The sequence below is a fragment of the Arthrobacter sp. P1_B4 genome (assembly GCF_056406555.1).
In genome coordinates this window covers 74,187-98,400 of record NZ_JBFTZW010000008.1, presented here as the reverse complement: position 1 = coordinate 98,400, position 24,214 = coordinate 74,187, and the positions used below count along the sequence as shown (strand labels likewise).

Annotated in this window: 23 protein-coding genes; 10 read left to right on the top strand and 13 right to left on the bottom strand. The window is 66.5% G+C overall.

Annotation, left to right across the window (positions count from 1 at the left end; genetic code table 11):
- Positions 1-30: 30 nt before the first annotated feature.
- The 4 genes from AC1D1W_RS05840 (at position 31) to AC1D1W_RS05825 (ending at position 4,704) form a co-directional block, all read left to right on the top strand.
- A complete protein-coding gene (locus AC1D1W_RS05840) occupies positions 31-1,464 on the top strand; it encodes a M23 family metallopeptidase (protein ID WP_476943190.1) in 1,434 nt (477 codons plus the stop codon).
- 137 nt (positions 1,465-1,601) lie between these two features.
- Complete coding sequence (locus AC1D1W_RS05835; protein ID WP_028278012.1) at positions 1,602-2,087, top strand: glutathione peroxidase; 486 nt, start codon at positions 1,602-1,604, stop codon at positions 2,085-2,087.
- Between the two features lie 220 nt (positions 2,088-2,307).
- Complete coding sequence (gene fdhA, locus AC1D1W_RS05830) at positions 2,308-3,519, top strand: formaldehyde dehydrogenase, glutathione-independent (RefSeq protein WP_028278013.1); 1,212 nt, start codon at positions 2,308-2,310, stop codon at positions 3,517-3,519.
- A gap of 243 nt (positions 3,520-3,762) precedes the next feature.
- The gene (locus tag AC1D1W_RS05825; protein WP_476943189.1) at positions 3,763-4,704 is read left to right on the top strand and encodes a phosphodiesterase; all 942 of its coding nucleotides are present in this window, start codon (positions 3,763-3,765) and stop codon (positions 4,702-4,704) included.
- 43 nt (positions 4,705-4,747) lie between these two features.
- On the opposite strand, the gene AC1D1W_RS05820 is transcribed toward AC1D1W_RS05825, so the two are convergent.
- Together AC1D1W_RS05820 and AC1D1W_RS05815 are read right to left on the bottom strand one after the other, a co-directional pair.
- Positions 4,748-6,286: a stealth family protein gene (locus AC1D1W_RS05820; RefSeq protein WP_243181461.1), complete on the bottom strand. Its 1,539-nt coding sequence runs from the start codon at positions 6,284-6,286 to the stop codon at positions 4,748-4,750.
- 189 nt (positions 6,287-6,475) lie between these two features.
- Positions 6,476-7,390 carry a Cof-type HAD-IIB family hydrolase gene (locus AC1D1W_RS05815; RefSeq protein WP_476943188.1) on the bottom strand — a complete coding sequence of 305 codons (915 nt, stop codon included), beginning with the start codon at positions 7,388-7,390 and terminating at the stop codon, positions 6,476-6,478.
- Positions 7,391-7,585: 195 nt separating this feature from the next.
- Here AC1D1W_RS05815 and AC1D1W_RS05810 point away from each other — a divergent pair, with 195 nt between their 5' ends.
- Positions 7,586-7,885 carry a type II toxin-antitoxin system VapB family antitoxin gene (locus AC1D1W_RS05810; RefSeq protein WP_026266597.1) on the top strand — a complete coding sequence of 100 codons (300 nt, stop codon included), beginning with the start codon at positions 7,586-7,588 and terminating at the stop codon, positions 7,883-7,885.
- Positions 7,878-8,555 (top strand): LytR C-terminal domain-containing protein, encoded by a 678-nt coding sequence (locus AC1D1W_RS05805; protein ID WP_243181463.1) that lies wholly within the window; start codon positions 7,878-7,880, stop codon positions 8,553-8,555. The genes AC1D1W_RS05810 and AC1D1W_RS05805 overlap by 8 nt, the downstream gene beginning before the upstream one ends.
- A 33-nt stretch (positions 8,556-8,588) precedes the next feature.
- Here the strand turns inward: AC1D1W_RS05805 and AC1D1W_RS05800 are convergent, their stop codons facing one another.
- Entirely contained in the window at positions 8,589-9,227 is a 639-nt protein-coding gene (locus AC1D1W_RS05800) for a TetR/AcrR family transcriptional regulator (protein WP_018774380.1), read from the bottom strand.
- A gap of 170 nt (positions 9,228-9,397) precedes the next feature.
- On the opposite strand from AC1D1W_RS05800, the gene AC1D1W_RS05795 reads away from it, so the two are divergent.
- The 3 genes from AC1D1W_RS05795 (at position 9,398) to AC1D1W_RS05785 (ending at position 12,364) form a co-directional block, all read left to right on the top strand.
- Entirely contained in the window at positions 9,398-10,366 is a 969-nt protein-coding gene (locus AC1D1W_RS05795) for a helix-turn-helix transcriptional regulator (RefSeq protein WP_476943187.1), read from the top strand.
- Positions 10,359-11,222 (top strand): SDR family oxidoreductase, encoded by an 864-nt coding sequence (locus AC1D1W_RS05790; RefSeq protein WP_243181465.1) that lies wholly within the window; start codon positions 10,359-10,361, stop codon positions 11,220-11,222. Before AC1D1W_RS05795 ends, AC1D1W_RS05790 begins: the two co-directional genes overlap by 8 nt.
- A 161-nt stretch (positions 11,223-11,383) precedes the next feature.
- Positions 11,384-12,364 (top strand): aldo/keto reductase, encoded by a 981-nt coding sequence (locus AC1D1W_RS05785; RefSeq protein ID WP_476943186.1) that lies wholly within the window; start codon positions 11,384-11,386, stop codon positions 12,362-12,364.
- Between the two features lie 58 nt (positions 12,365-12,422).
- Here AC1D1W_RS05785 and AC1D1W_RS05780 read toward each other — a convergent pair whose 3' ends face one another.
- Positions 12,423-13,673: an MFS transporter gene (locus AC1D1W_RS05780; RefSeq protein ID WP_476943185.1), complete on the bottom strand. Its 1,251-nt coding sequence runs from the start codon at positions 13,671-13,673 to the stop codon at positions 12,423-12,425.
- Positions 13,674-13,747: 74 nt separating this feature from the next.
- On the opposite strand from AC1D1W_RS05780, the gene AC1D1W_RS05775 reads away from it, so the two are divergent.
- Positions 13,748-14,290 (top strand): ArsR/SmtB family transcription factor, encoded by a 543-nt coding sequence (locus AC1D1W_RS05775; RefSeq protein ID WP_243181468.1) that lies wholly within the window; start codon positions 13,748-13,750, stop codon positions 14,288-14,290.
- Positions 14,291-14,341: 51 nt separating this feature from the next.
- On the opposite strand, the gene AC1D1W_RS05770 is transcribed toward AC1D1W_RS05775, so the two are convergent.
- The 9 genes from AC1D1W_RS05770 to AC1D1W_RS05730 form a co-directional block, all read right to left on the bottom strand.
- The gene (locus AC1D1W_RS05770; protein WP_243181469.1) at positions 14,342-15,664 is read right to left on the bottom strand and encodes a nicotinate phosphoribosyltransferase; all 1,323 of its coding nucleotides are present in this window, start codon (positions 15,662-15,664) and stop codon (positions 14,342-14,344) included.
- A 130-nt stretch (positions 15,665-15,794) separates the two neighbouring features.
- Complete coding sequence (locus AC1D1W_RS05765) at positions 15,795-16,529, bottom strand: DsbA family oxidoreductase (RefSeq protein ID WP_476943184.1); 735 nt, start codon at positions 16,527-16,529, stop codon at positions 15,795-15,797.
- 55 nt (positions 16,530-16,584) lie between these two features.
- Positions 16,585-17,121 (bottom strand): N-acetyltransferase family protein, encoded by a 537-nt coding sequence (locus tag AC1D1W_RS05760; RefSeq protein ID WP_476943183.1) that lies wholly within the window; start codon positions 17,119-17,121, stop codon positions 16,585-16,587.
- Between the two features lie 121 nt (positions 17,122-17,242).
- Positions 17,243-18,091, bottom strand: coding sequence for a sugar phosphate isomerase/epimerase family protein (locus AC1D1W_RS05755; RefSeq protein ID WP_243181472.1), 849 nt, complete (start codon positions 18,089-18,091; stop codon positions 17,243-17,245).
- A gap of 91 nt (positions 18,092-18,182) precedes the next feature.
- A complete protein-coding gene (locus tag AC1D1W_RS05750; RefSeq protein WP_243181473.1) occupies positions 18,183-19,403 on the bottom strand; it encodes a substrate-binding domain-containing protein in 1,221 nt (406 codons plus the stop codon).
- Positions 19,403-20,512, bottom strand: a complete 1,110-nt coding sequence (locus AC1D1W_RS05745; RefSeq protein WP_243181474.1) for an ABC transporter permease — start codon at positions 20,510-20,512, stop codon at positions 19,403-19,405. The genes AC1D1W_RS05750 and AC1D1W_RS05745 overlap by 1 nt, the downstream gene beginning before the upstream one ends.
- Positions 20,509-21,546: an ABC transporter permease gene (locus AC1D1W_RS05740; RefSeq protein WP_028278026.1), complete on the bottom strand. Its 1,038-nt coding sequence runs from the start codon at positions 21,544-21,546 to the stop codon at positions 20,509-20,511. The genes AC1D1W_RS05745 and AC1D1W_RS05740 overlap by 4 nt, the downstream gene beginning before the upstream one ends.
- The gene (locus AC1D1W_RS05735; protein WP_476943193.1) at positions 21,543-23,123 is read right to left on the bottom strand and encodes a sugar ABC transporter ATP-binding protein; all 1,581 of its coding nucleotides are present in this window, start codon (positions 23,121-23,123) and stop codon (positions 21,543-21,545) included. The genes AC1D1W_RS05740 and AC1D1W_RS05735 overlap by 4 nt, the downstream gene beginning before the upstream one ends.
- A 94-nt stretch (positions 23,124-23,217) precedes the next feature.
- Positions 23,218-24,213 carry a sugar phosphate isomerase/epimerase family protein gene (locus AC1D1W_RS05730; protein WP_028278028.1) on the bottom strand — a complete coding sequence of 332 codons (996 nt, stop codon included), beginning with the start codon at positions 24,211-24,213 and terminating at the stop codon, positions 23,218-23,220.
- Position 24,214: the final 1 nt, after the last annotated feature.

Below are 24,214 nucleotides of genomic sequence, written 5' to 3'. Positions count from 1 at the left end.
GCGAGGGCACGGACCATTGCCGTGCGCTGCGTGTCCGGAGGCCTGTGCCTGTCCCTGGCCGTGCTGGCATTCAGCGGCTTTCAGGGACTGAGCGCCTTTGCGACCTACGGCGCGCCCACCGCCGTCCCGACGGCCGCCATGCCTCCCTCCGGCGACGTGGGACCGGAAGCCCTGGACCCGCTGGCCCACTCCGCCGCGACCGCGCCCGCGGGGACTCCCGGCACCGGCGCTGTCACCGCCGATGCCCAGGCGCTCGTGGCCTTCAGCCGGAGCACGGTGGACACGGCCACCCGGGCAGGGGTGCGTGGCGAGCTCAATGTGGCCTCGGCGGCCCTGCACCGGCCCGCACCGGGTTTCCTCATGGCCCCGCTGGAATCACTGGTGCCCTCGTCCCCGTTCGGGCTGCGCACCAGCCCCCTGACGGGATTCGCGGGCGAATTCCACTGGGGCCAGGACTTCGCGGCCCCCTGCGGCACCCGGGTCTACTCCGCCGACGCCGGTGTGGTGCGGGCCGTCGGGTGGCACCCGTGGGGCGGCGGAAACCGGGTGGAAATCGACCACGGCAACGGTCTCATCACCACGTACAACCATCTGGAGGCGATCGCGGTCAAGAAGGGCGACTCCGTGCGGGTGGGGGAAATTATTGCCCGGGTTGGTACCACCGGATCCTCCACCGGCTGCCACCTTCACTTCGAAACCATCCTCAACGGCTCCCACACTGATCCGCGCGATTGGACATTTCTGCCCATCAAGCAGGTGGATCAACTCGGCCCGATCGACATGACCAGTTACGCACCCGACGCCGGTAAGGCAACCAATGCGGGGATTGGCTGGGCGATTCCTGTCCGGGAAGACCTGACCCATGTGGTGGCCGGCGGCGTTCAGGAGCAGCCTGCCGGGGTGGCCGCCAAGCCATCGGCGAGTGCCTCGCCTGCGGCTACTGAAGCCGCCGCCGACAAACCGTCCCCAACGCCTTCCGCCACCTCTAAGCCGTCGCCCACGGGCACTGCCTCCGCGACGCCGACGCCGACGCCGAGCGGCACTGCCTCCGCGACCCCGACGCCGACTGGGACTGCCACGACGACCACGCCTGCCGCGCCCACCCCGACCCCGTCGGCAACTGCGACCCCGACCCCGTCGGCGACCCCCACCCCGACGCCGACGGCGACCCCCACCCCGACGCCGGCGCCAACCCGGACGGGAACAGCCTCCGCCAAGCCATCAGCACCGGTATCGGTCCCGCCGCCGGTGGCACCGCCGTCCTCCGCGCCTGCGCCGTCCTCCGCAACCGCGACGGAGGCTGCCGCCAAGACGGCCACCCCCGTGCCGGCCCCGCTCACTGTGGAGCCGGACCCAATCACCGCGCCGGCCGATACGCCGAAGCCACGGGCGGCCACGCAGTCGGCCACGACGGCAGTGACAACAGAACCCTCAGCGACGCCTTCAGCGACGCCCGGCGGCTAGCCCCGCCGCGCCCCATGGCATTGTTCCGGCGTCATGTCCGGGAGGCACACCCATACCCGCAGCCCCCGGTGCCGAATAATGGAGTGACCAGTTCAGATTCCCTGCTCCGGACCATCGACAACGCAAGGACGCGCCCCATGACAGCTCTGCACTCCATTCCCCTGACCCTCATCGACGGGACCGAGACCGATTTTGGCCGATTCAAGGGCGAGGTGGTTCTGGTGGTCAACGTGGCGTCCCAGTGCGGTTTCACGCCCCAGTACGCTGGACTCGAGGCGCTGCACAACAAGTTCCGGGGCCAGGGCTTCCAGGTCCTGGGCGTGCCCTGCAACCAGTTCGCCGGGCAGGAGCCCGGCGGCGAGGCCGAGATTGCCGAGTTCTGCCAGCGCAATTTCGGGGTGACCTTCCCGCTGACGGTCAAGGCCAACGTCCGGGGAAAGAACCAGCACCCGCTCTACGCCGAGCTCACCAAATTCAAGACCGGCATCCTGCCCGGCCTCGTGAAGTGGAACTTCGAGAAGTTCCTCGTGAACCGCGACGGCGAAGTCATCGCCCGCTTTGCGCCCACCGTTGAGCCTGACGCGCCGGAGATCATCGAAGCCGTTCAGTCCGCCCTCGACTGACCCGACCGGCCCGGGGTCCAGAGGAACTCAGCCCTATCCCTAAGCATGCTTAGCGCCTAGACTGGCCGGACCCTCCAACATTCCGGACTTCCCCGCGGCGCAAGCAACTCTGGCAGCCGTCGGCAGTGTGGCCGGGTGTTCCTGTGGAGGGCGCATCAAAGAACTTCGTGAATCACACCAGGGCGCCCACCACGGGGCCCGTGAAAGCAGGAGGAAATAGATGACAGGGAACAAAGCCGTTGCCTACAAGGGGCCTGGCAAGGTCGAACTGATCGACATTGACTACCCCACCTTCGAACTCAAGGACGGCCCGGGGGTCAACCCCGCCAACGTGGGCCGGCAGGTGCGCCACGGCGTAATCCTCAAAACCGTGGCCACGAATATTTGCGGCTCGGACCAGCACATGGTCCGGGGGCGCACCACGGCACCCGCCGACCTGGTGCTCGGCCACGAGATCACCGGCGAGGTGGTCGAAGTGGGCCCGGATGTTGAATTCATCAAAGTGGGGGACATCTGTTCCGTCCCCTTCAATATCGCCTGCGGGCGCTGCCGGAACTGCAAGGAGCGCAAGACCGGCATCTGCCTGAACGTCAACCCCGACCGGCCGGGCAGCGCCTACGGCTATGTGGACATGGGCGGCTGGGTAGGCGGCCAGGCCAACTACGTCCTGGTGCCGTATGCCGATTGGAACCTGTTGAAGTTCCCGGACAAAGACCAGGCCCTCGAAAAGATGATGGACCTGACGATGCTCTCGGACATCTTCCCGACCGGATTCCATGGTGCGGTCACCGCAGGCGTCGGCGTCGGGTCCACCGTCTACGTGGCAGGCGCAGGGCCCGTGGGCCTGGCCGCGGCGACCAGTGCCCAGCTCCTGGGTGCCGCCGTCGTGATTGTGGGTGACATGAACGCGGACCGCCTGGCGCAGGCGCGCAGCTTCGGCTGCGAGACCATCGACCTGAGTAAGGGCGGCCCGGCCGAACAGATCGAGCAACTCCTGGGCGTCCCGGAAGTCGATTGCGGCGTGGATGCCGTGGGATTTGAGGCCAAGGGGCACGGGGCCGGAGCCCACGAGGCCCCCGCCACCGTCCTGAACTCGCTGATGGAGGTAACGGCCGCCGGCGGTGCCCTGGGCATCCCCGGGCTCTACGTCACCGGGGACCCGGGTGGCGTGGACGAGGCCGCGAAGAAAGGTTCGCTCTCACTCAGCCTCGGAACGGGTTGGGCAAAGTCGCTCAGCTTCACCACGGGACAGTGTCCGGTCATGAAGTACAACCGGCAGCTGATGATGGCGATCCTGCATGACAGGGTGCATATCGCCAAGAACGTCAACGCGAAGGCGATTACCCTGGAGGACGCGCCGAAGGGCTACGCGGAATTCGACGCCGGCGCGGCGACGAAGTTCGTGCTTAACCCGAACGGCTACCTGAGCTAGCGGAAACCGTAAACCCGGCGGCACTGTCCGTCCCGCCCCGAAGCCCCGGGGTTTCGGGAGTGCCGCCGGGCCTCCCCGCCCCGTATATGCCGGAAAGGGCATGTGAGGGCACGCCACCTGTTAACGCCCATTTTTCCAATATGCCTGTCCCAGTTTTTACATTGTTTGCCCAATGTCTGGTTGGATAGTTCTTACTGAGAGGGACCCTGGAAGCACCGCTTCCACCCAACCAAGAAGGCAGCAATGGAGCGCATCGAGGCCGAACACCCCCGGCCACGTCATTTCCTACTTCACCTGAGCGACCCCCACCTGCTGGGGGGTCCGCAACCCCTGCACGGCGTCGTGGACAGCGAAGCCCTGCTCAGGCAACTCTTCGAGGAGGTCCACGCCTCCGGAGCCCGCCCCGAAGCCGTAATCTTCACGGGCGACCTGGCTGACCTGGGCGAACCCGAGGCGTATGCCAAGCTCCGCGCCATCGTGGACCCGGCGTGCGAGGCCTTGGGGGCCAAGGTCATCTGGGCGATGGGCAACCACGACAACCGGGCCAATTTCYGGGCCGGGCTCCTGGACCAGGCCGACAATGACGCGCCCGTGGACCACAGCTACTTCGTCAACGGGCTGCGCATCATCACTTTGGACACCTCCGTGCCCGGCTTCCACCACGGTGAATTGAGCCACGACCAGCTGGACTGGCTCGCTGCTGAACTGGCCACCCCGGCCCCGGACGGGACCATCCTTGCCCTGCACCACCCGCCGGTACCGTCCGTGCTGGACCTTGCCGTGCTCGTGGAGCTCCGGGGCCAGCCGGCGCTTGCCGGCGTCCTGCGCAACTCCGATGTCCGCGCCATCCTGGGCGGCCACCTGCACTACTCGACCACCGCAACGTTCGCGGGCATCCCTGTGTCCGTGGCTTCGGCCACCTGCTACACGCAGGATCTGAACGTTCCGGTCGGCGGCACCCGAGGCCGCGACGGAGGGCAGGCGTTCAACCTGGTCCACGTCTACGAACACACGATCGTGCACTCCGTGGTGCTGCTCGGCGACTCGCCGGCGGTGGGGGAGCTGGTCTCCCCGGAGGAAGTCCAGCGCCGGCTCGCGGCCGCAGGGATCCATGTCCCTGAGAAGGCCAAGCTCGAGGCCCCGTCCCGGACGCCGGCGAACCGCAGGTACACCACCCTGAACTGATTCACTCCCCGGCCGACGCGGCGCCCGTTTTGGTCACGGTCCGTTACTTCTCCCAGGGCGCCTTGATGGGGTAGTACTTCTCCAGGAAGTCCGTGACCAGTTCGGCCCGCTCTTCCGCCGGGACCTCGGGGAAGCTGCCGTCGTTGAGGCAGAAGAAGTCCATGTTCCGCTTGGCCAGGAGCTTGGGCAGGTAGTTCAGGCCGGCCCGCGCCGTGGTGTCCACATACCTCACCTTGGCAGCTGTCTGGGTTACGGCCCGGCCCGTGAGCAGCGCGTAGTAGTGGTAGAACGAGTTGGTCACGGAGATGTTGTCCGCTGCCCGGAAGGTACTCGCGGCGGTCTTGGCAAACTCGGCCGGGAACTCCTGCTCCATCTGCTCGACCACGCTGCGCCGCAACGGGGCCGCCGTGTGCTCAAGGTGCCGGGTGGTGATGCGGCCGAAGCGGTTCCGGAGCAGCTTGCGGTTCACCCGGGCGGCGTTCTCAAAGCCGCTGCGTTCGGCGTCGTTGTCGCCCAGGCCGATCCGGGTTTCGGCCTCGATGAACTTCGTGATGCCGCCCGGAGTGAAGAACATGTCCGGGCCCACGGCGCGGCCGAAGAACATGTCGTCGTTCGAATACAGGAAGTGCTCGGAGAGCCCCTCGATGTGGTGCAGCTGACACTCCACGGCCTGCGAATTGTGCGTGGGCAGAACCGACGTGTCGGCGAAAAACTCTTCGCTCCGGACGATCGTCACACTCGGGTGGTCGGCCAGCCATGACGGCGCGGGGGAGTCCGTGGCGATGAAGATCCGGCGGATCCACGGCGCAAACATGTACACCGAGCGAAGGGCGTACTTGAGCTCATCGATCTGGCGGAAGCGGGCCTCGTGGTCATCGCCCTCGCCCACCACCACGCCGGCCATGCGGGCGCGGCGGGCCGCGATGTACTCGGGGGAGCTGCCGTCAACCCATGAGAAGACCAGGTCGACGTCGAAGCTGATGTCGCTGGCGTGGTCCGCGAACATGTTCTCGATGGTGGGCCACGTGTGGCCGTAGCGTTCCACCGTGCCGCGCACTGCGTCCTGGGCCAGCATGGTGCGGCGCGTCAGGGAGTTCTCGATCGGCAGGATCAGCTGATCGCCTTCGAAGCTCCACAGCTCCAGCTGGACGCCGGCGGAAGCCCCGAATTCAAAACCGCCCTCGGGTTCGACCCTGGGCCGGTAAAGCCGGAAGATCCGGGCCTGGCGGTTCGGCGACAGCTCGCCGTCGGCCACCAGCACGGACGACTTCTTCTTTGCGTCCACGCTCATGGAATACATCGGCTCGTCGCGGCACGCCTCCACGAGGGCGTCGCGGAGTTCCTTGCGGTCCTTCCAGTCGACGGCGACCACAGGGCGATGGTTGTTGCCGCGGACCAGCAGGTAGCCGATACCGGCGCCGGCCAGGACGGAACGCAGGAACATCAGGTCCTCGACCATGGCCTGGTACGGCGTGCGGTTTTCGTTGATCAGCGCATAGCGGCCGCGGTGGCGGACAACATCGGAGCGGGTCCGGAATCTGGCGACTGCGGCCGCCGACGTGACCTCGGCGTGGGCGTCCACAGATGCCTGGCTGCCATAGTAAATCTCGTCTTGGATCGCTGCTTCTGTAATGTCTGAGCTCCCGCTTCTTTGAGTGCGTTGGTGTCTACTTGCATGATAACGCGGGCCTCAAAATTGCCGCGGAAAACCGGCCGCCGCGCGGCGTGCGTGACGACGAAATGTGACCGACCGTAACGGCGGAGCGGGGGCTCAGCCGGTGACGATGGCCAGCCAGTGGTGCAGGAAGGCGGCACCGGCGTCGTCGTGGATCACGTCTTCGCCGAGCCCCAGATCGGCGGCGGTGAGAACCTCGTAGGGTTTGACGGGGATACCGTCCGCGGGCCGGACGTCGACGTGCTTCACGGCGTGGTCGTTGTGGTGCAGCCAGTCGGCCATGGCGTAGTCCGTGCGGGAATCGCCCACCGTGCGCCAAGCCTGCGGCGTGATCCCCTGCGCGGCCAGGAACTCCACGGCCCGGCTCGCGCCCAGGTCCTTGCCCAGCCGGACCGATTCGATATCGGTGGAGATGATGGTCGGATCGACGCGGAAGTCGACCTGGTCATCCGAATCGGGGACGTGGTGGTCCAGCCGCACCACACCGAGCCCGTGCCGGGCCATGATGCCCATGGCGTCGGCGTCGAAGAGTTCCTGCTCGGCCCGGTAGTCGGGGTTGGGGACGGCAATGTGCTGCTCCACGGAGACCATGGCCCGCTTGGTTTCGTCGTAGAACATGTGGGCGGAGTAGTCCTCAGCCACCAGGCGGCGCACGTCATCGCCGAAGGCCTGCGGAATGGCGAGCTCGTGGTCCATGTGGACCGGGCCGGGGCCCTCCGCCGTGTAGCTGAACCAGACGGCGCCCTTCTCGCAAATGGCGTGGATGAGGGTGCCGGCGGGCATCCCGGCGGCGATCATCGGTTCCATGACCTGCTCGCGGATGAACGCGTCCGACCGGCCGGTGTTGAAGATGACCGGCACGCCGGCGGCGGCCAGGGCCACCAAGTCGGCGATGATGCCGGGCTGCACCTCGCGGGTGACCGGGCTCGCGACCGGACCGTCGACGTCGAGCAGCAGCGCCAGCACGGGGGCCGACGACGACGGAACAGGGGCAGTCTCGGGTGAAGTCATACGGCCATTCTGTCAGCCGCACGGGACGTTTGGGTGAGCCGCGCAGCAGATCGACGGCCCTGCGCTGGATGTGACAGGCGGCAGGCGCTGGTCGTGTCAACGCGTCGTGTGACAAATGGTTACCGTTTGGCCACAACCTCACGCCGCCGGGGGACATTCGTTCCTTCGGGCGTCGAAGTTCCCTAGGCTGGCAAGGTGATATTCAAAGCTGTGGGCGAGGGCCGCCCGTACCCCGACCATGGTTACACCACGCCCAAGGACTGGGCGGCCCTGCCCCCGCGTCCTGTCCGGCTTGATGAGCTGGTGACCACGAAGCGCACACTGGACCTTGAAGCCCTGCTGGCCGAGGACTCCACGTTTTTCGGCGACCTCTTTCCGCACGTCGTGGAATACCGCGGCGTCCTCTACCTTGAAGACGGCCTGCACCGGGCAGTCCGCACCGCGCTGCACCAGCGCACCGCAATTCATGCGCGGGTCCTCGTGATAAATGGCTAGGAAGCCGCCAGACGTCAGAGTCCTGCACGGGCACCGCGTCATCAGTGGCTCCGAGCTGAGGGCCACGTTCGTGGAGCAGGACGATACGGCAAAGAACCCCCACCGGCTGCGGCGCAGGATCCTGCACGGCGTTGTCCTGGTGATGCTTGTCGGCCTCATCGTGGCCGCGATCGTGGTGGCCCTCGCCATCATGAACGGCCAGATCAAGATCCCCGGGGCGGAGCGGAGCAGGGCGGCAGTGTCGGTGTGCCCGGCGGCCACCTACGACTACGCGCCGCCGCAGAAGGTCCACGTCAACATCTACAACTCCACGAGCCGGCCGGGCCTGGCCCGGAGCGTGGCCGACCAGCTCGCCGCCCGGAAGTTCCTGGTGGGTACCGTGGGGAACACGACGTCGAGCTACCGCGGCGTGGCGCTGGTGGTCTCCGGTGCCGCGGGCCAGTCGGCCGCCTTCAGCGTCCAGCGCCACGTGCCCGGCTCGGACTATGTCCAGGACGGCCGCGCGGACGCGAGCGTGGACGTGATCATTACCGGCGACTTCAAGGAACTGGCCAAGCCGGAACTCGTGGACCAGACGCCGGGCCAGCTCAGCTGCCCCCGCGAGAACCGGCGCATCGTGGATGAGGCCACGTTGCCCGCCGTACCCACGGCGACGCCCGGCACGGGCTAAAGGCACAGCTTTCCGGCCTTCCCGGCGCGGGACCTAGCGGATGGTGCGGACCGGCCGGCCGGCGTCGTCAAACCTGGCCCCGGCCCCCAGCTGGACAAACCGCACCGTCCGGGCGAGCCGTGCCTCGGCCTCGGCGTCCTGGCCCGCCCCGTCGCCCCGCGCAGCGCTTGAGGAGAGCGTGCCGTGGATGAGCTGGGCCAGCTGGGCAATGTCCGACTCGGGCAGGTACCCCTGGGCCATGCCGTCGCGCAGGATGCCCCGCAGGAGCACGCTGAGCTCACCCACGTGGTCGGCCAGTTTGGCGAACGACGACGGCGAGAGCACCGCCGCCATGGCCGGGCCCGGCGGCAGGTGGCGCCGGCTCAGGTCCTCCACCTGGGCGCGGACGTAGACGGCCAGGCGCTCCACCGGGTTCTCCAGTGCATCGAGGGATTCGCGCAGATCGAGCAGGAACCGCTCGGTCTCATCCAGCGCGTAGGCGATGAGGAGCTCTTCGATATCCGCGTAGTAGTTGTAGACGGCGGTCCGGCCGATCTGGGCATGGCGCGCGACGTCCGTCATCGTCAGGCCGGGGAGCCCGTGGGTGAAGAGGAGTTCCCCGAACGCGGTCAGGATGCGGCGCTGGGTCTCGGCACGTTGGGCGGCGTTGCTCGCGGCCGAAATCCTAGGCATACGCACACTTTAGCGCGATCTGTCACCAAAGCAGCCGGGCGGCGGACTGTGACACGGCCAGGCTATGAACATCGACCGGTTCTGAGGGGCCACACCTGTATCCACCGCCTCAACTGGGGGTGTCTGATAGACACTGCCACCGCCCGTCCGGCCTGCGTAGCGTGGTGGATGTGGACAGAAAAGATGAAATCCGAGACTTCCTGATCTCGCGCCGGGCGAAGATCACCCCGGATCGGGCCGGCCTCCCCAACTATGGCGGGCTGCGCCGCGTGCCGGGGCTGCGTCGGGAGGAAGTCGCCCAGCTCGCCGGGGTAAGCACGGACTACTACACGCGGCTGGAACGCGGCAGCATCCGCGGCGTCTCGGACTCGGTCCTCGACGCTGTGGCCTCCGCCCTTCAGCTGGATGAGGCAGAGCGGACGCATCTGATGGACTTGGCCAGAACGGCCGACACGCCGTCCTCCCGGCGGCCGGTGCGCCGGCCACCGCAGCAGAGGGTCCGTCCCGGAGTAGTGCGTTTGCTGGACAGGATGACCGGAGCGGTGGCCCTGGTGCAGAACGGACGCTCGGACGTGCTGGCCGCCAACTCCTTGGGGCGCGCGCTGTACGGGCCGATGTTCGAGTCCACAGCAGCCGCTGGCCCGGAGGCTCCGGGCCAGCTGCCGAACCAGGCACGGTACCTCTTCCTCGATCCGGGGGCAGGGGACTTCTACCCCGATTGGTCCGCAATCGCCGCCACCACGGTGGCGATGCTCCGATCGGAAGCGGGACGGAATCCCCATGACCGCGCATTGAACGAACTAGTCGGCGAGCTGACCACACGCAGCGGGCACTTCGCCGCATTGTGGGCCGGCCATGACGTACGGATCCACACCACGGGAACCAAGCGCTTCCACCATCCGGTCGCAGGCGACGTGTCGCTGCAGTTCGAGACCCTCTACCTTCCCGGCGATGAGGGACAAACTCTGTACACCTTCACTGCGGAGCCGGGGTCCGCGTCCGAAAACGCGCTGGCGTTCCTTGCCAGCTGGGCGGCAACGCCTCCGACGAAAACCACACCCGGCGACTCTTCCATCCCGGATCTGCGCTCCCACGCGCGGCCCGGAACACTTAACCCAGGAAAGACAGAACATGACTGAGCAAAACGACGCCAAGACCGGGCAGAAAGTCTGGTTTATCACCGGGGCAGGCCGCGGTTTGGGCATTGACATCGCCAAGGCCGCCCTGGCCGCCGGCCACGCAGTCGTCGCCACCGGCCGCAACCCCGACAAGGCCGCCCTGGCAGTCGGCGAGAACGAGAACCTGCTGGCCGTAAAACTCGACGTCACCAACCCCGCCGACGCCACCGCCGCCATCGCCGCCGCCGTGGACCGGTTCGGCCGGATCGACGTGCTCGTAAACAATGCCGGCAACTTCTACGCCGGGTTCTTCGAGGAAATCTCCCCGGAGGACTTCCGGGCCCAGATCGAAACCACCATGTTCGGACCCATAAACGTCACCCGTGCGGCCCTGCCCGTCCTGCGGGCCCAGCGCTCTGGCCTGCTGGTCACAATCTCCTCGACCGCCGGCATCGCCGGCGGGGAGTTCCTTTCCGCATATGCCGCCTCGAAGTTCGGTGTCGAGGGCTGGGCCGAATCCCTGGCCCCCGAAGTCGACCCGTTCGGCATCCGCACCATGATCGTTGAGCCGGGATTCTTCCGCACCGAGCTCCTCACCCCGGAATCCACCAGCTACGCGGCATCCACTATCGGGGACTATTCCGAGCGGACCGAGCAGACAGTCACCGCGTGGAAAGGGATGAACGGCCTTCAGGGCGGGGACCCGGCCAAGCTCGCCGTCGCCCTCGTCCAACTGGCGGAGCTGGATGAACCGCCGCTGCGCTTCGCCGCCGGAGCGGACGCCGTTGGAGTCTTTGAGGCCCGGGCCAAGGAACTCCAGGTCCAGGCCGACGCCCACCGCGAGCTCTCCAGCAACCTGGCCCACGACGACGCCTGACACCGACGCAAACTGACGACGTCGGGAGCGTCCCGTCGTCGTCCACCCAGTCTCGACATATCCGCTGGACGCCAATGGCTACCGGCCGCCCAAAACCCTTGCCACGCTGTGGGCAGTGCCCGCATTCCAGGCCGGGGAACCACACCCAAAGGAAATACACCATGAAGAACGCACTCCTCGGAAGCCTGGAAGTCTCCCGCGTCGGACTCGGCGCCATGACCATGGCCGGCACCTACACCAGTGAGGGCGCCCTGGATAACGCGGAGTCGATCCGGACGATCCACCGCGCCCTTGACCTCGGGGTCACCCACATCGACACCGCGGAGATCTACGGGCCGTTCCTGAGCGAGGAGATCGTCGGCCAAGCCGTCAAGGGACGCCGCGATCAGGTCAGGATTGCAACGAAGTTCGGCCTGGTCTCCCATTCCGGGGGCGGCCCCGGCGTGGTCGACAGCAGCGCGGCGAACGTGAGGGCCGCCGTCGAGGGCTCCCTCAAGCGCCTGGGCACCGACCACATCGACCTGTACTACCAGCACCGGATCGACCGGAACACCCCGATCGAGGAGACGGCCGGCGCGGTTGCTGACCTGATCACCGAGGGCAAGGTGCTGCACTTCGGGCTGTCCGAGGCCTCCCCGGAAACCATCCGCCGGGCACACGCCGTGCAGCCGGTCTCGGCATTGCAGACGGAGTACTCGCTGTGGACCCGGGACGTGGAGGCGGAGATCCTGCCGCTGCTGCGCGGCCTCGGAATTGGGTTCGTTCCGTATTCGCCGCTCGGACACGGGCTGCTGACGGGCCAGATCCGCTCCGTCGATGACTTCGCCGACGACGACTGGCGCAAGACCAACCCCCGGTTCACGGGTGGGAACTTCCGCCGCAACCTCGCGATCGTCGACGAGGTGAAGGCCATCGGCGCCGAGATCGGCGCGACCCCCGCGCAGACCGCCCTCGCGTGGCTGCTGACCCGCGGGATCGACATCGCCCCGATCCCCGGCACCCGCCGGGTCTCCCGGGTCGAGGAAAACACCGCGGCCGACGGGATCGCACTCACCCGTGACCAGCTGGAGCGGCTGAACGCGCTCCGGCCCGCCGCGGGGGAACGCCACGACGAAGCCAACATGGCCTCGATCGACAGCTGACAGCCATCCRGCACCAAACAAGGGGCGCGGATGCCCGATCCGCGCCCCTGGCAGCAACTTAGGATTCGACGTCGGCCGCGGCCATTGCCTTGTTTGTGAGGACGGGCATCATCCCCAGTAGCGCGAGCGTCAGCACTCCCATGATGCCGAACATGACCTGCAGCCCCAGCCATTGGGCCAGCAGACCGCCGGCTGCTGCACCAAGCGGCATGGTGCCCCACGCCAGCAGGCGGTAGGCGCTGTTGACTCTGCCCAGCAGGCGGTTGGGAGTAATGCGCTGGCGCAGGGATACGGTGATGACATTCCAAAGCACGATCAGCATGCCGCCCACAAAGAAGATTGGGCCAAGAACATAGGGGTTGTCGGTCAGGGCGGGCGCGCCCACGAACAGCGCGGCCCCGAAGATCGTCAGCATCAGGGACGTCGACCGGCCGAGCCTGGCCTCCACCCGCTCGGACATGAACGAGCCAACGAAGGCGCCGAGAGCGGAGGTGGTCAACAGCTGGCCGAACCCCACTTCGGACAGCCCCATCTGTGAAGCCGGGCCCACGGCAAAGAGCACCAAGACCGCGAAGGCCGCGCTGGATGCGAAGTTGAACACCCCGGTCATCACCGCGAGTGTGCGCAGGATCTTCTGGTTCCAGAGGAACCGCAGCCCCTCAGCAATGTCGAATCGCAGTGTCGTCTTCTGCTCACGTTCTGTGCGAAATGCCCCCGGGACCAGGAGCAGGCCGCCAACGGCCGCAAGCCACAGGGCCGCCGGCACGGCAACGCCCGCAACCAGACCCATGGCCACCAGCAGCCCGCCCAGCGGGGGACCAATGAACTGGTTGGTGGTGAGCTCGACGGCGTAGAGCCGGCCGTTGGCGCGCGAGAGCTGATCCCTGTGCACCAGCTGCGGCATGATCGACTGCGCGGAGGTGTCGTAAAGCGTCTCAGCCACACCCACCATCAGTGCGACAACGTACAGAGCCCAAATGGAGCCCACATCCAGCAACACGACGGCGGCCAGCAGGGCGGGCAGCACCGCCCGGCTGAGGTTGGCCCACAACATGAGCTTGCGCCGGTCCAGCCGGTCGGTCAGCGCGCCGGCAGTGAGGGCGAAGAGGAGCCAGGGAAGCGTCGCTGCGACGCTCAGCCCGGCAACCAGAGTGGGTGACTGGGTGAACTGAATGGCCAGCAGCGGCAGCGCGATCTTGAAGACGCCGTCCGCGAGGTTGGAGAGCCCGGAGGAGGTCCACAGCTTCCAGTAGGACGCACCCAGCGGCGCACGATGCCGTTCCTTCACCTGCGCAGCGTGACTAGTCATAGGTGGACCATTCCACAGTGATTGAGAAAATTCAAGGTGATTGAATCCAGTACATCGGATTGTAGGATTGGGACATGACGGACCCAGAGCAGTCGAGGGCGGACCAAAAAAGACCCGTCGCGAGCGCCCGGGAAATTAAGGCGCTGGCCCATCCGCTGCGCCTGAGGATCCTGCGCCTGTGCGGGCTCCACGAACTGACCAACAAACAACTCGCCGACCGGCTGGGCCAGGATCCCGGAACGGTGCTTTATCACGTGCGGCAGTTGCTCTCAACGGGGTTCCTTGAACCTGCCGGGGTCCGCACGGGCGAGAGTGGCGCGCTGGAGAAGCCGTATCGTTCCACGGGGCGGTCCTGGAAGCTCGACACCGCACTGAGTGAAGCCGGTCCCGCCGGTCCGCTGGCCCCGCTCGAGGCGTTCCGGGAAGAGCTGACAGAAGCAGGACCGGAAGCGCTCGCCAGCCTCTCACGCTTCGTTCTGCACCTCTCCGAGGAAGATGCTGAGGACCTCACCACCCGCATCCACGCTGTGCTGAGTGAATACACCGACAGCGACAGGCAGCGCTTGGACCAGCCCGCCTACGGCGGCATCTTTGTCCTGCACCGGACGTCAGACTAGGTCGCCGTCCTCCCAGAACGAACTTTGGGTCTTGCGTCGCCTTAGCGGGCTTTATTCGTAGATAGTGGGGATGGCCGGCTCGCCGGGCTGCAGCCTGTCCACCACCCGGGGCAGCTCCGCCATGGAAGCCGTGTGCCGGTCCCGGGCCCGCCCCACCGCGTCCGGGCCCGTCCAGCCGGGCTGGATTTCGCCGTCTTTCATGAACTGCTGCAGGAGGGGGCGTCCGTTTCTTCCGGCGGCCGGTGGGTGGTCCACGCCGAGGACCTCGTGGGTGGCGGTGCCGCGGTCGTCGAGGCGGCGCACGGCGAATTTGCGCCCGCCCATGTTGATCTTGTCCTTCGAGGTCTTCGCCACAGCAGCCAGCTCACCGGAGTCACCAGCCCGGCTCACCAGCTTGTAGACCATCCCGGCCGTTGGCGCCCCGGATCCGGTTACCAGGGACGTGCCGATGCCATAGGAATCGGCCGGGGCGGAGCGGAGCGCGGCGACGGCGAATTCGTCCAGGTCCGAGGTCACCACGATCCTGGTGTGCACGTTGCCGAGGCTGTCCAGGAGTTCGCGGACCCACCGTGCCTGGGCCACGAGGTCTCCGGAGTCCAGCCGGATGGCCCCAAGTTTGTCTCCGGCGAGGTCGACGGCGGTGCGGACGGCCGCTTCGACGTCGTACGTGTCCACGAGCAGCGTGGTGCCGGACCCGAGCGAGGCAAGCTGCGCCGCGAAGGCGTCGCGCTCGGAGTCGTGGAGCAGGGTGAAGGAGTGGGCCGCGGTGCCGATGGTCCGCAGGCCGTAACGCCGTCCGGCGGCCAGGTTGGACGTGCCGGAAAAGCCCGCGATGACAGCCGCGCGGGCCGCCGCGGCGGCCGCTTCCTCGTGCGTGCGGCGGGAGCCCATCTCAATGCAGGGCCTGCCGCCGGCGGCGCTGGTCATCCGGGATGCGGCCGAGGCGATAGCGCTGTCATGGTTCAGCACTGACAGGACGTAGGTCTCCAGGACGCAGGCCTCGGCGAACGTCGATTCGACGATCAGGACGGGGGAGTGCGGGAAGTAGGCCTCGCCCTCCGGATAACCCCAGATGTCGCCGGAGAACCGGAAGGCGGCCAGGTGTTCCAGGGTGTCCTCGTGGACCACGCCGGTGGCGGCCAGGAAGGCGAGGTCGTCCTCGTCGAAGCGGAAGTTCGCGATCCCCTCGAGGAGCCGGCCGGTGCCGGCCACGATGCCGTACCGGCGCCCGGCCGGCAGTCCCCGGGCGAAGGCCTGGAAGACGGACCGGCGGTGCGCGGCCCCGGAGTGGAGGGCCGCCTGGAACATGGTCAGCTCATAGTGGTCGGTAAAAAGGGAGGTCCGGGGTCCGTCCGGTCCGGCCGAAGTGTCCATGATCAACTCTAGGCCGGGCCGCCCGAAGCCGCAGGATGCCGCCAGTGCCGGGAGTTCGCCGGAAACGCCCCGAGTCGCCGGAAACTTCCGGCGAGTCCGGGAGTCTCCGGCGACTTCGACGATGCCGGGCTCAGACGGGGCAGCCGTCCGGGCCGCAGGCGCCGGATTCCGCGTGGGAATCGGTGGTGGCATCCGCAGCTTCCGCGCCGGCGCCCACCATGACCAGCGGGTGGCTGTCCTGCCACGCCTGCTCGAGGGCGGCGGTGAAGGTTTCGGCGGGCTGGGCGCCGGAGAGTCCGAACTTCCGGTCGATCACGAAGAACGGGACGCCGCTGATGCCCAGGGCGCGGGCCTCGGCGATGTCGTTGCGGACGGCGTCGGCGTAGGTGTCCGTGCTGAACAGTTCGGCCAGGTCGCCGGCGTCGAGTCCGAGGTCAAGGCCCAGAGCGGTCAGGTACTCCTGGCTGCCGATGTCTTTGCCGTGCTCGAAGTGGTCGCTGAGCAGGCGTTCCTTCGCAGCGTCCTGCTTGCCATGGGCGGCCGCGAGGTGGATCAGCCGGTGGGCCGTGAAGCTGTTGGCGACCACGACGGCGTCGAACCGGTAGTTCAGCCCTTCGCCCTTGGCCTGGGCCGCAACGTGCTCGAACATCTGCGATACCTGCGCCGGAGCCATGCCCTTGCGCGTGCTGAGATAGTCCAGTTCGGTGCCGTCGTAGTGCTCCGGGAGCGTGGGGTCCAGCTGGTAGCTGCGCCACTGCACCTCCACGGAATCACGGTGCGGGAAGGCCGCGAGGGCGGTTTCGAAACGGCGTTTGCCGATGTAGCACCAGGGGCAGGCGACGTCGGACCAGATCTCAATCTTCATGCCCGCAACAACCGCGCCGCCGCCGGGTCCATTCCCCGGCGGCCTGTCGGCTTCGTCACGGCGCAACCGGGCGCTCCATCACGAAGTCGTGTTCCACGGTGGTGCCCAGTTGGAAGGACTTGGTGCCGACCTTGCGGAAGCCGGACTTTTCGTAGAACCGGATGGCCCGGGCATTCTGGCTGTTGACGCCGAGCCAGAGCCCGCGGGCGCCGGCCGCCGCGGCCGCGCCGATGCTTGCATGCATCAGTTCGGCCGCGGCGCCGAGCCCGTGGTGCTCCGGGTGGACGTAGCACTTGCTGAGCTCGGTGCACGGCAGTTCACTCAGGACCGCGGCCACCTCCGGGTCCCGGGCGGGGCGGGCCACCAGCAGGCTGTAGCCGCGGAGGTCGCCGTCGGCGTCGATCACCAGCACCGTGACCGCCGGATCTGCCAGATAAGCCCGGAAGTTGGCCTCGCTCAGGGTATTGGCGAGGTGCGCCGCGATGTCCTCCGGCCGGGATTCCGGCGGGCACGCCAGCGGGAAGGTGACGGCCGCAAGCGCTGCCAGCCTCCCGGCGTCGTCCGCGGTGGCTGTTCGGAGTATGTGGGTCATGGGGGATCTCCCGGCAGATGGTGAATTTCTCTCCGGCCAACGCCGTCAAACGGCGCATCCAGCGGCGTTGGCTGTCCCTAGAAGACTCTAGCGGTGGTGGTCGCCATGCCCTGCAGCGCACTCACAGGCTGCGCAGGAAAGCCAGGCCACTTTCAGCCAACTCGTCCTGGCTTGGAGCCAGGGGACGCCAGATCGACGCCGCGACGGCAATGGCGGCATTGTCGACCGTGAAACTTTCAATGTTGAGGGGCCCCGTGTAGCCCACTTCATTCAGGACCTGCAGGAAGCCTTTCCAATCGGTCTGGTCCCCACCGGGCGCGCCGCGGTCGTTGCCGCAGACTTGCACGTGCACCAGATGCTCTCCGGCGGTCCGGACCGCCGCGGCCACCGAACGCTCCTCGATGTGAAGGTGGTAGCTGTCCAACGCGAGGCCGACTCCGTTCCCGAGCAGCGGTCCAAGGGCCTCAAGTGCCTGGTCCACCGTGTTAATCAGCGATGTTTCATACCTGTTCAAGGGTTCGATGCCAAGCACCACGCCCGCCTCCTGAGCCCGGGCCGCGACCGGCTGGAGGTTTCGGCGCAGCTCCGCGTAGGCGTCCCGTCGCTGCTCCCGCGACATTCGCCAGACCCGGCCAGTTCGGGAGTAGAACGGCCCACAGACAGTAGGCGAACCGATGCTGCTGGCCATGGTGATGCAGGCTGACAGGTAGGCCTGGGTCCTTTCCACGGCAGCCTGATCCGCCGCCACCAGGTCTCGCCCCGGTGCCATGGCCCCCACCACGAACGGTTTCAGCCCGTTTCTCTCGAGGGATTCCACCACTGCTGCGGACGTGAAATCGCCCTCGTTTTCCAGCGGCAGTTCGACGGCGTCAAACCCTATGGTGGCGATTTTCGCCAACAGCCCGGGAAGGTTGGAGTCGGTCAAGGGGGATTCCCAGACCCAGGTGCTGATTCCGGTCAGACGCTCCAAGCTGTCTCCTTCCATCTGTTTGTCCTGCCGACTGTTCCAGACGCGGCGGTCCCGCGGGGAGGGGGTATATCGCGGGACCGCGGGGGCTGCGTCAGGGAATCTGCCGTTTCTGCCAGACCTCCGGGTAGCCGGCCAGGTCCTCGCCGCCGAACTTGGCGTAGTGCCCGCTGGGCATGCCCTGGTTACGCTGTAGCCACTGGTCCAGTTCGTCCTTGAGGATGGGCTTCTGCGGCAGGACCCATTCGGCCGGAATCGGCTCGCCCTTGAAGACCTTTTCCAAGGCCAGCAGCGGGGTCCGCCATTGGAAGTTGGAATAGACCGGGGCCATGGCGTCGATCCCGGTTTGCTTCCACTTGGTCAGGAAGCTCATCTCATCTTCGCCGGTCATCACGGGCAGCTTCTTGCCGGCATCCTCAAAGGCCTCGAGGGCAGCCACCGCACCGTCTCCGGCGTCCATCCACACGCCCTTGACGTCACCTGTGGCCAATTCATCGGAGATGATGTTCTTGATCTTCGTGGGGTCGGCGCCGGTGAAGTAGTCCTTGGCCTGAATTCCCTTTTCCTCGAAGATCTTCTTGGCCGCCGCCCAGCGGTGCTCCAGGACATCCACACCCGGGAGGATGCGAAGGGCAACCACCTTGTCCCCGGACTGAAGCCTTTCACTCAGGAAAGTGGCGGTGTCGATGCCCCAGGCGAACCCACCGATCGGGTGGATGAACGTGGTGGCGCAGTCAGTCTCTACACCGCGGTCAAACACCACCACGGGTTTGCCTGTCTCGCAGGCACGTTCAACGGCTTGGGTGAGGGCGGCCGTGGAATTAGGTGAAATGACGAACGCATCGCATTTGCCCTCGGCGATGAAATAGTCAATGTCGGCAATTTGGGTGTTGTCATTGTCCTTGGCGTCCCGGGTCTCCATTTCAGAAATGACGCCGGTGCCCTGGAGTGCCTTGAGCTGCTGGTTCATGGTGATCCACCCGGTTTGCCGCCAGGGGTTGGAGATGGAGGCGTTGGCGAAGCAGACCTTGTGCGCTCCCGGGGCCTTGAACTTGGACGTGTCCCTCATCGGGCCCGCGATGTACTGCAGATAGGGCTGCTCCGGGTTCCCTTCAAAGGTTGCCGACCGCTGCTGGTTCTGTGTGTCGTAGAGCGACTGGTCAAACCAGTCTTTGCTTGCCGGACTGGATGCCGCCGCAGAGCCGGTGCCAGTCCCTGTCGTTTGGGTGGCGGATGGTTCGGTGGTACATCCGGTCAGGGCCACCAGCGGCAATGCTGCGGCAAGGGCGATCGCGCGGACAGAGTTATTGCGCATCAGACTCTTCCTCCTTGTTCGGTGCCCTCGGCGGGCGTGGGTGCTGCGGCCAATTGGTGCTGTTCGTCATGGGCAGCGGAACTGGCCCCCTTGCGCTTGCGCTGCCACGACCTGGATGCTGCGGCCACGGCGATGATGATGATTGCTCCTTGGACCGTGTCCCGCCACGTCGCCTGGAGACCCATGAAGTTCAGAAGGGTAAACAAGGACTCGAGGGCGAACGCCCCCGCCGCGGCGGACAGGACCCAGCCGCGCCCCCCGCCCAGCACAACGCCCCCGAGGACGACGGCGGTAATCGCCGTGAACTCGTACCCGCGCCCAACCGACGGATGCACGCCCGCGTAACCCACGAGCAGGATGCCGGCCACGGTGGCCGACAGCGAAGACATCATGAAGGCCCGCGTCCGCACCCACCAGACGCGCGAGCCGGCGAGTGCGGCCGCCGAAGGATTGTCCCCGACCGCGATAAGCATGCGGCCGTAGGGGCGGCGCATCAGGACGAACCCCGCGACCGCCGCCGCTGTCAGGATAATGACCGGGTACGGAATGATGTCCAGAACCGGAACGTCCTGGATGCCGCCGCGCCCGATCTGCCGGAAGCTGTCCGCAGGGTTCCCCTGGGCCGCGCCGCCGGTCCAGTAGAGGACCAGCCCGAGAAGCGCCAGCATCATGCCCAGCGTGACAATGAAACTCGGGACTTTTAGCAAGGTTGTGATCAATCCGTTCACCAGTCCGATGAAGGCGCCCAGCACCAGCATCAGGACCAGCACGGGGATCACCTTGGAATCGTCCTGCCGTATCAGGTTGCCGGCAACGATGACCTGCATCGTCACGACCGATCCCATCGACAGGTCGAATTCCCCGGCGACAATGACGAAGTACTGGCCGATGGCGGCAATGGCAATGGGGGCAGTCCTGCCGACGAACCGGATGAAGGAACCCGGCTCCCCGAAGGACGGGTTTAGGACGATGATCGTCGCCAGGAGGCCGGTCAGCAGGACGAAGACGGCGCCGCCGGGGGTGCGCACGGCGCGCAGGAGCCGCTCGGAACGGCTGGCACGGTTCTGCTTGAGAATGGCGCTGCGCTCGGAGTTCAAAGCCGTACTCATGGCCCCTCCACGGGCACAGGCTGGGCCGCGGGCGTTTCCACGGACCCTTTTGCGGGGAACCGTTCCGGTCTGCTGACGATCCGGCGACGGGCATAGACGGCGACGGCGACGACGATGACTACGCCCCTGACCACATCCTTCAGGAACGGGTTGACCTGCATGACGGACATGATGTTGTCCAACATGGCAAAGATCAGCACGCCGCCGAGGGTGCCGGTGATAGTCCCCTTGCCGCCGGAGAGCAACGTGCCCCCGAGCACAACTGCTGCGATGGAGAGCAGGTCGTAGCCGCCCTGGGAACCCACAGTGGGACTGCCCACGCCCAGCCTGCTGGCAAGGAGCAGCCCTGCCATTCCCGCCAGTACTGAACAGATGACATGCGCCGTAATGACCGGCACGTCAACGCGGATTCCCGATGTACGGGCGACGGCAATGTCGCCGCCGACAGCGTACAGGTGGTGGCCGACGCGGGTGCGGTGCAGGAGCAGGCCGGCCAGGCCCGCGCAGGCCAGCATGATGATCGTGGAGATCGGGACCGGGCCGATCCCCGTGGCTCCGACGAGGCGGAACGCAAGCGGTGTCTCGCCGAAGCTGCCCTTAAAATTGGTGGCGAGGAAGCCACTGATGATCAGGCCCACACCAAGCGTGGCGATGAATCCATGCACATTCAGGCGGGCGACGATCAGCCCGTTCGCGAGTCCAATGACCGCTGCGGTGCCCAGCGTCAGCAGGACTCCGGACAAGACGTTGTTTGGATTGTTGGCCATCACCCCGGCAGCGATGAGGCTGGCCAGGCTGGTGACGTAGGGAACTGACAGATCCAGGCTGCCTGCCAGGATGACCAGTGTCTGGCCGATCGCGATGAAGCCCAGAACACTGGTTCCTGTCAGGATGCTCGAGATATTTCCCGGGCTGAAGAAACTCCGCCCGATGGAGTTCACCAGCAACACTCCCAGGATGAGTGTCACCAGCGCCACCAGGTAGACGATCTGCGTGGAGGACAGTCTCTGGAAGAAGCTTGCTCGTTGTTTCATGCCTCTCCTTCGGGTGCTGTCCTGGCGCCGGTTCCCAGCTGGAGGATGGCTTCTTCCGACGTACCGGCAGGCAGTTCGCCGACGAGCCGGCCATCACGCATGACAAGGATCCGGTCCGACATTCCGATAACCTCCGGAAGCTCGCTGGAGGCCATCAAAATGGCCTTGCCCTCCGCCGCGAGCTGGCGCATCAGCCGGTACACCGCCACCTTGGCTCCCACGTCAATGCCACGGGTGGGTTCATCCAGCAGGACGAGCAGGGGGCGGATAGCCAGCCACTTGGCGAGGACCACTTTTTGCTGGTTGCCGCCCGACAGGTACTGCACCTCCTGGTCCAGGTCCCGCGCGATAACCTCGAGGGAGGAGAATACGCCCGGGATTTCTGTCCTGACGGCTCCCGTGCGGCGCGGAAAGACCGACCTGATGACACTGAGTGCGTTGTCCAGGATGGACTGGTTCAGGCTCAGGCCCTCAGCCTTGCGGTCCTCTGTGATCAGGGCCATCCGGGACCGCACGCCTTGGCGGGGCGACTTGGGCAGCAGCTCCCCACCGGCCATTTTCATCGTTCCGCGGGTGAACGGTGCTGCGCCAAAAATGGCATGAAGCAATTCCGTGCGCCCGGACCCTTGAAGTCCTGCCAGGCCGACAATCTCGCCGGGCTGGATACTGAGGCTGATCCCGTCCAGCTGGCCGTTTCCGGCGCCTTGCAACTCGAGGATCGGCTTCTCCTCGGGACCGTCTGGCGTCAGATCCTCCCGGGGTAACTTGTCCGGGAAGAACGCCGAGATGGGCCGGCCCACCATCAGCCGGACCAGCTGGGCGTCGTCGAGTTTGGAGGCGGGTAGGGTGCTGACCACCTTGCCGTCTTTCAGGACGGTGATGACGTCACAAAGGTCGAACACTTCGCGGAGCCGGTGGGAGACGTAGAGGATGGCCGTGCCACGTTCACGGAGGCGTGCCACTATCTCGTAGAGAAGTCCGACCTCGGCGCCGGCCAGGGCCGCAGTGGGTTCGTCCATGGAGATGATCCGGGCGTCGTAGCTTACCGCCTTCGCGATCTCCACTACCTGCTGCTCAGCCACCGTCAGGCTCCGCACCTGCGTGCTGGGCCGGATGGCGGCGATCCCCAGGGAGTCAAGCAACTCCGCCGTTTGCGAATTCATCAGGGTCTTGTTCACGAGCAGTCCGCGGCGCGGCTCCCGGCCAAGGTAGATGTTCTCGGCCACCGTCCGGTCGGGGAGGAGGTTGAACTCCTGGAACACCGATGACAGCCCCGCTTCGTGTGCCTTCGTGGGATGGCTGAAAGTCACTTCCTGGCCGTCCAGGAGTACGGTTCCGGCGTCGGGTTGGTACACCCCGGCCAGCACCTTCATCAGGGTGGACTTGCCCGCGCCGTTTTCCCCCACGAGCCCGTGTACCTGGCCCCGGTGAAGGCTGAGATGGGCATCCTCCAGTACGGGTACGCCGAAAAAACTCTTGGTCAGTCCGCGGACTTCCAGGATTGGCGGGGGAGCCGGAGAGCCGGAATGGAGCGCCTCGGAAGCATTCACGGCATCAGTTTCGTTGTGGTTCTCCATCGATGCGCCCTCCACGAGCTAACTGTTACAGCACCGGTTCTGATCCGTCAAGAAGTGAACGAGCGTTCACTATTGCCGCTTTCCGGCCGGTCTCTTACTGCTTGAAGGCGGCGTCGAAGGAGGTGTTCGAGGCCGGGAAGTCGAACTTCTTGAGCGCGGCGAGGGCTTCGGGGGCGCCGTGGAGCCGGTCCATGCCCGCGTCCTCCCATTCGATCGAGATGGGGCCGTCGTAGCCGATCGCTGCGAGTGCCCGGAACGAGGATTCCCAGGGCACGTCCCCGCGGCCTGCGGAGACGAAGTCCCAGCCGCGGCGCGGGTCCCCCCAGGGCAGGTGCGAGCCCAGAACGGTGTTCCGGCCGGTGGGCCGCAGCTTGGTGTCCTTGCAGTCCACATGGTAGATCCGGTCCTTGAAGTCCCAGATGAAGGAGACCGGGTCGATGCCCTGCCACATGAAGTGCGACGGGTCCCAGTTCAGGCCGAAGGCCGCACGGTGCCTGATCGCCTCGAGGGTCCTGACGGTGGTCCAGTAGTCGTAGGCGATCTCGGAGGGGTGGACCTCGTGCGCGAAGCGGACACCGCAGTCGTCGAAGACGTCCAGGATGGGGTTCCAGCGGTCCGCGAAGTCCTGGTAGCCGGCCTCGATGACTTTCTCCGGCACGGGCGGGAACATCGCGACGTACTGCCAGATCGAGGATCCGGTGAACCCGACCACGGTGTCGACGCCGAGGGCCTTGGCGAGCCGGGCGGTGTGTTGCATTTCCTCAGCCGCGCGCTGCCGGACGCCCTCGGGGTCGCCGTCGCCCCAGACCCTGGCCCCGACGATCGCCTCGTGCCGGAAGTCGATCGGGTCATCGCACACGGCCTGGCCCTTGAGGTGGTTGGAGATGGCCCAGACCTTGAGGTTGTACTTCTGAAGCACAGCCAGCTTGGACTCGACGTAGCCGGGCTCGTCCCAGCGCCAGGCGTCCAGGTGGTCGCCGGAGACGGCGATTTCCAGGCCATCGTAGCCCCAGCCGGAGGCCAGGCGGGCGACTTCCTCGAAGGGCAGGTCGGCCCACTGGCCGGTAAACAGGGTGTACGGGCGGGGCATG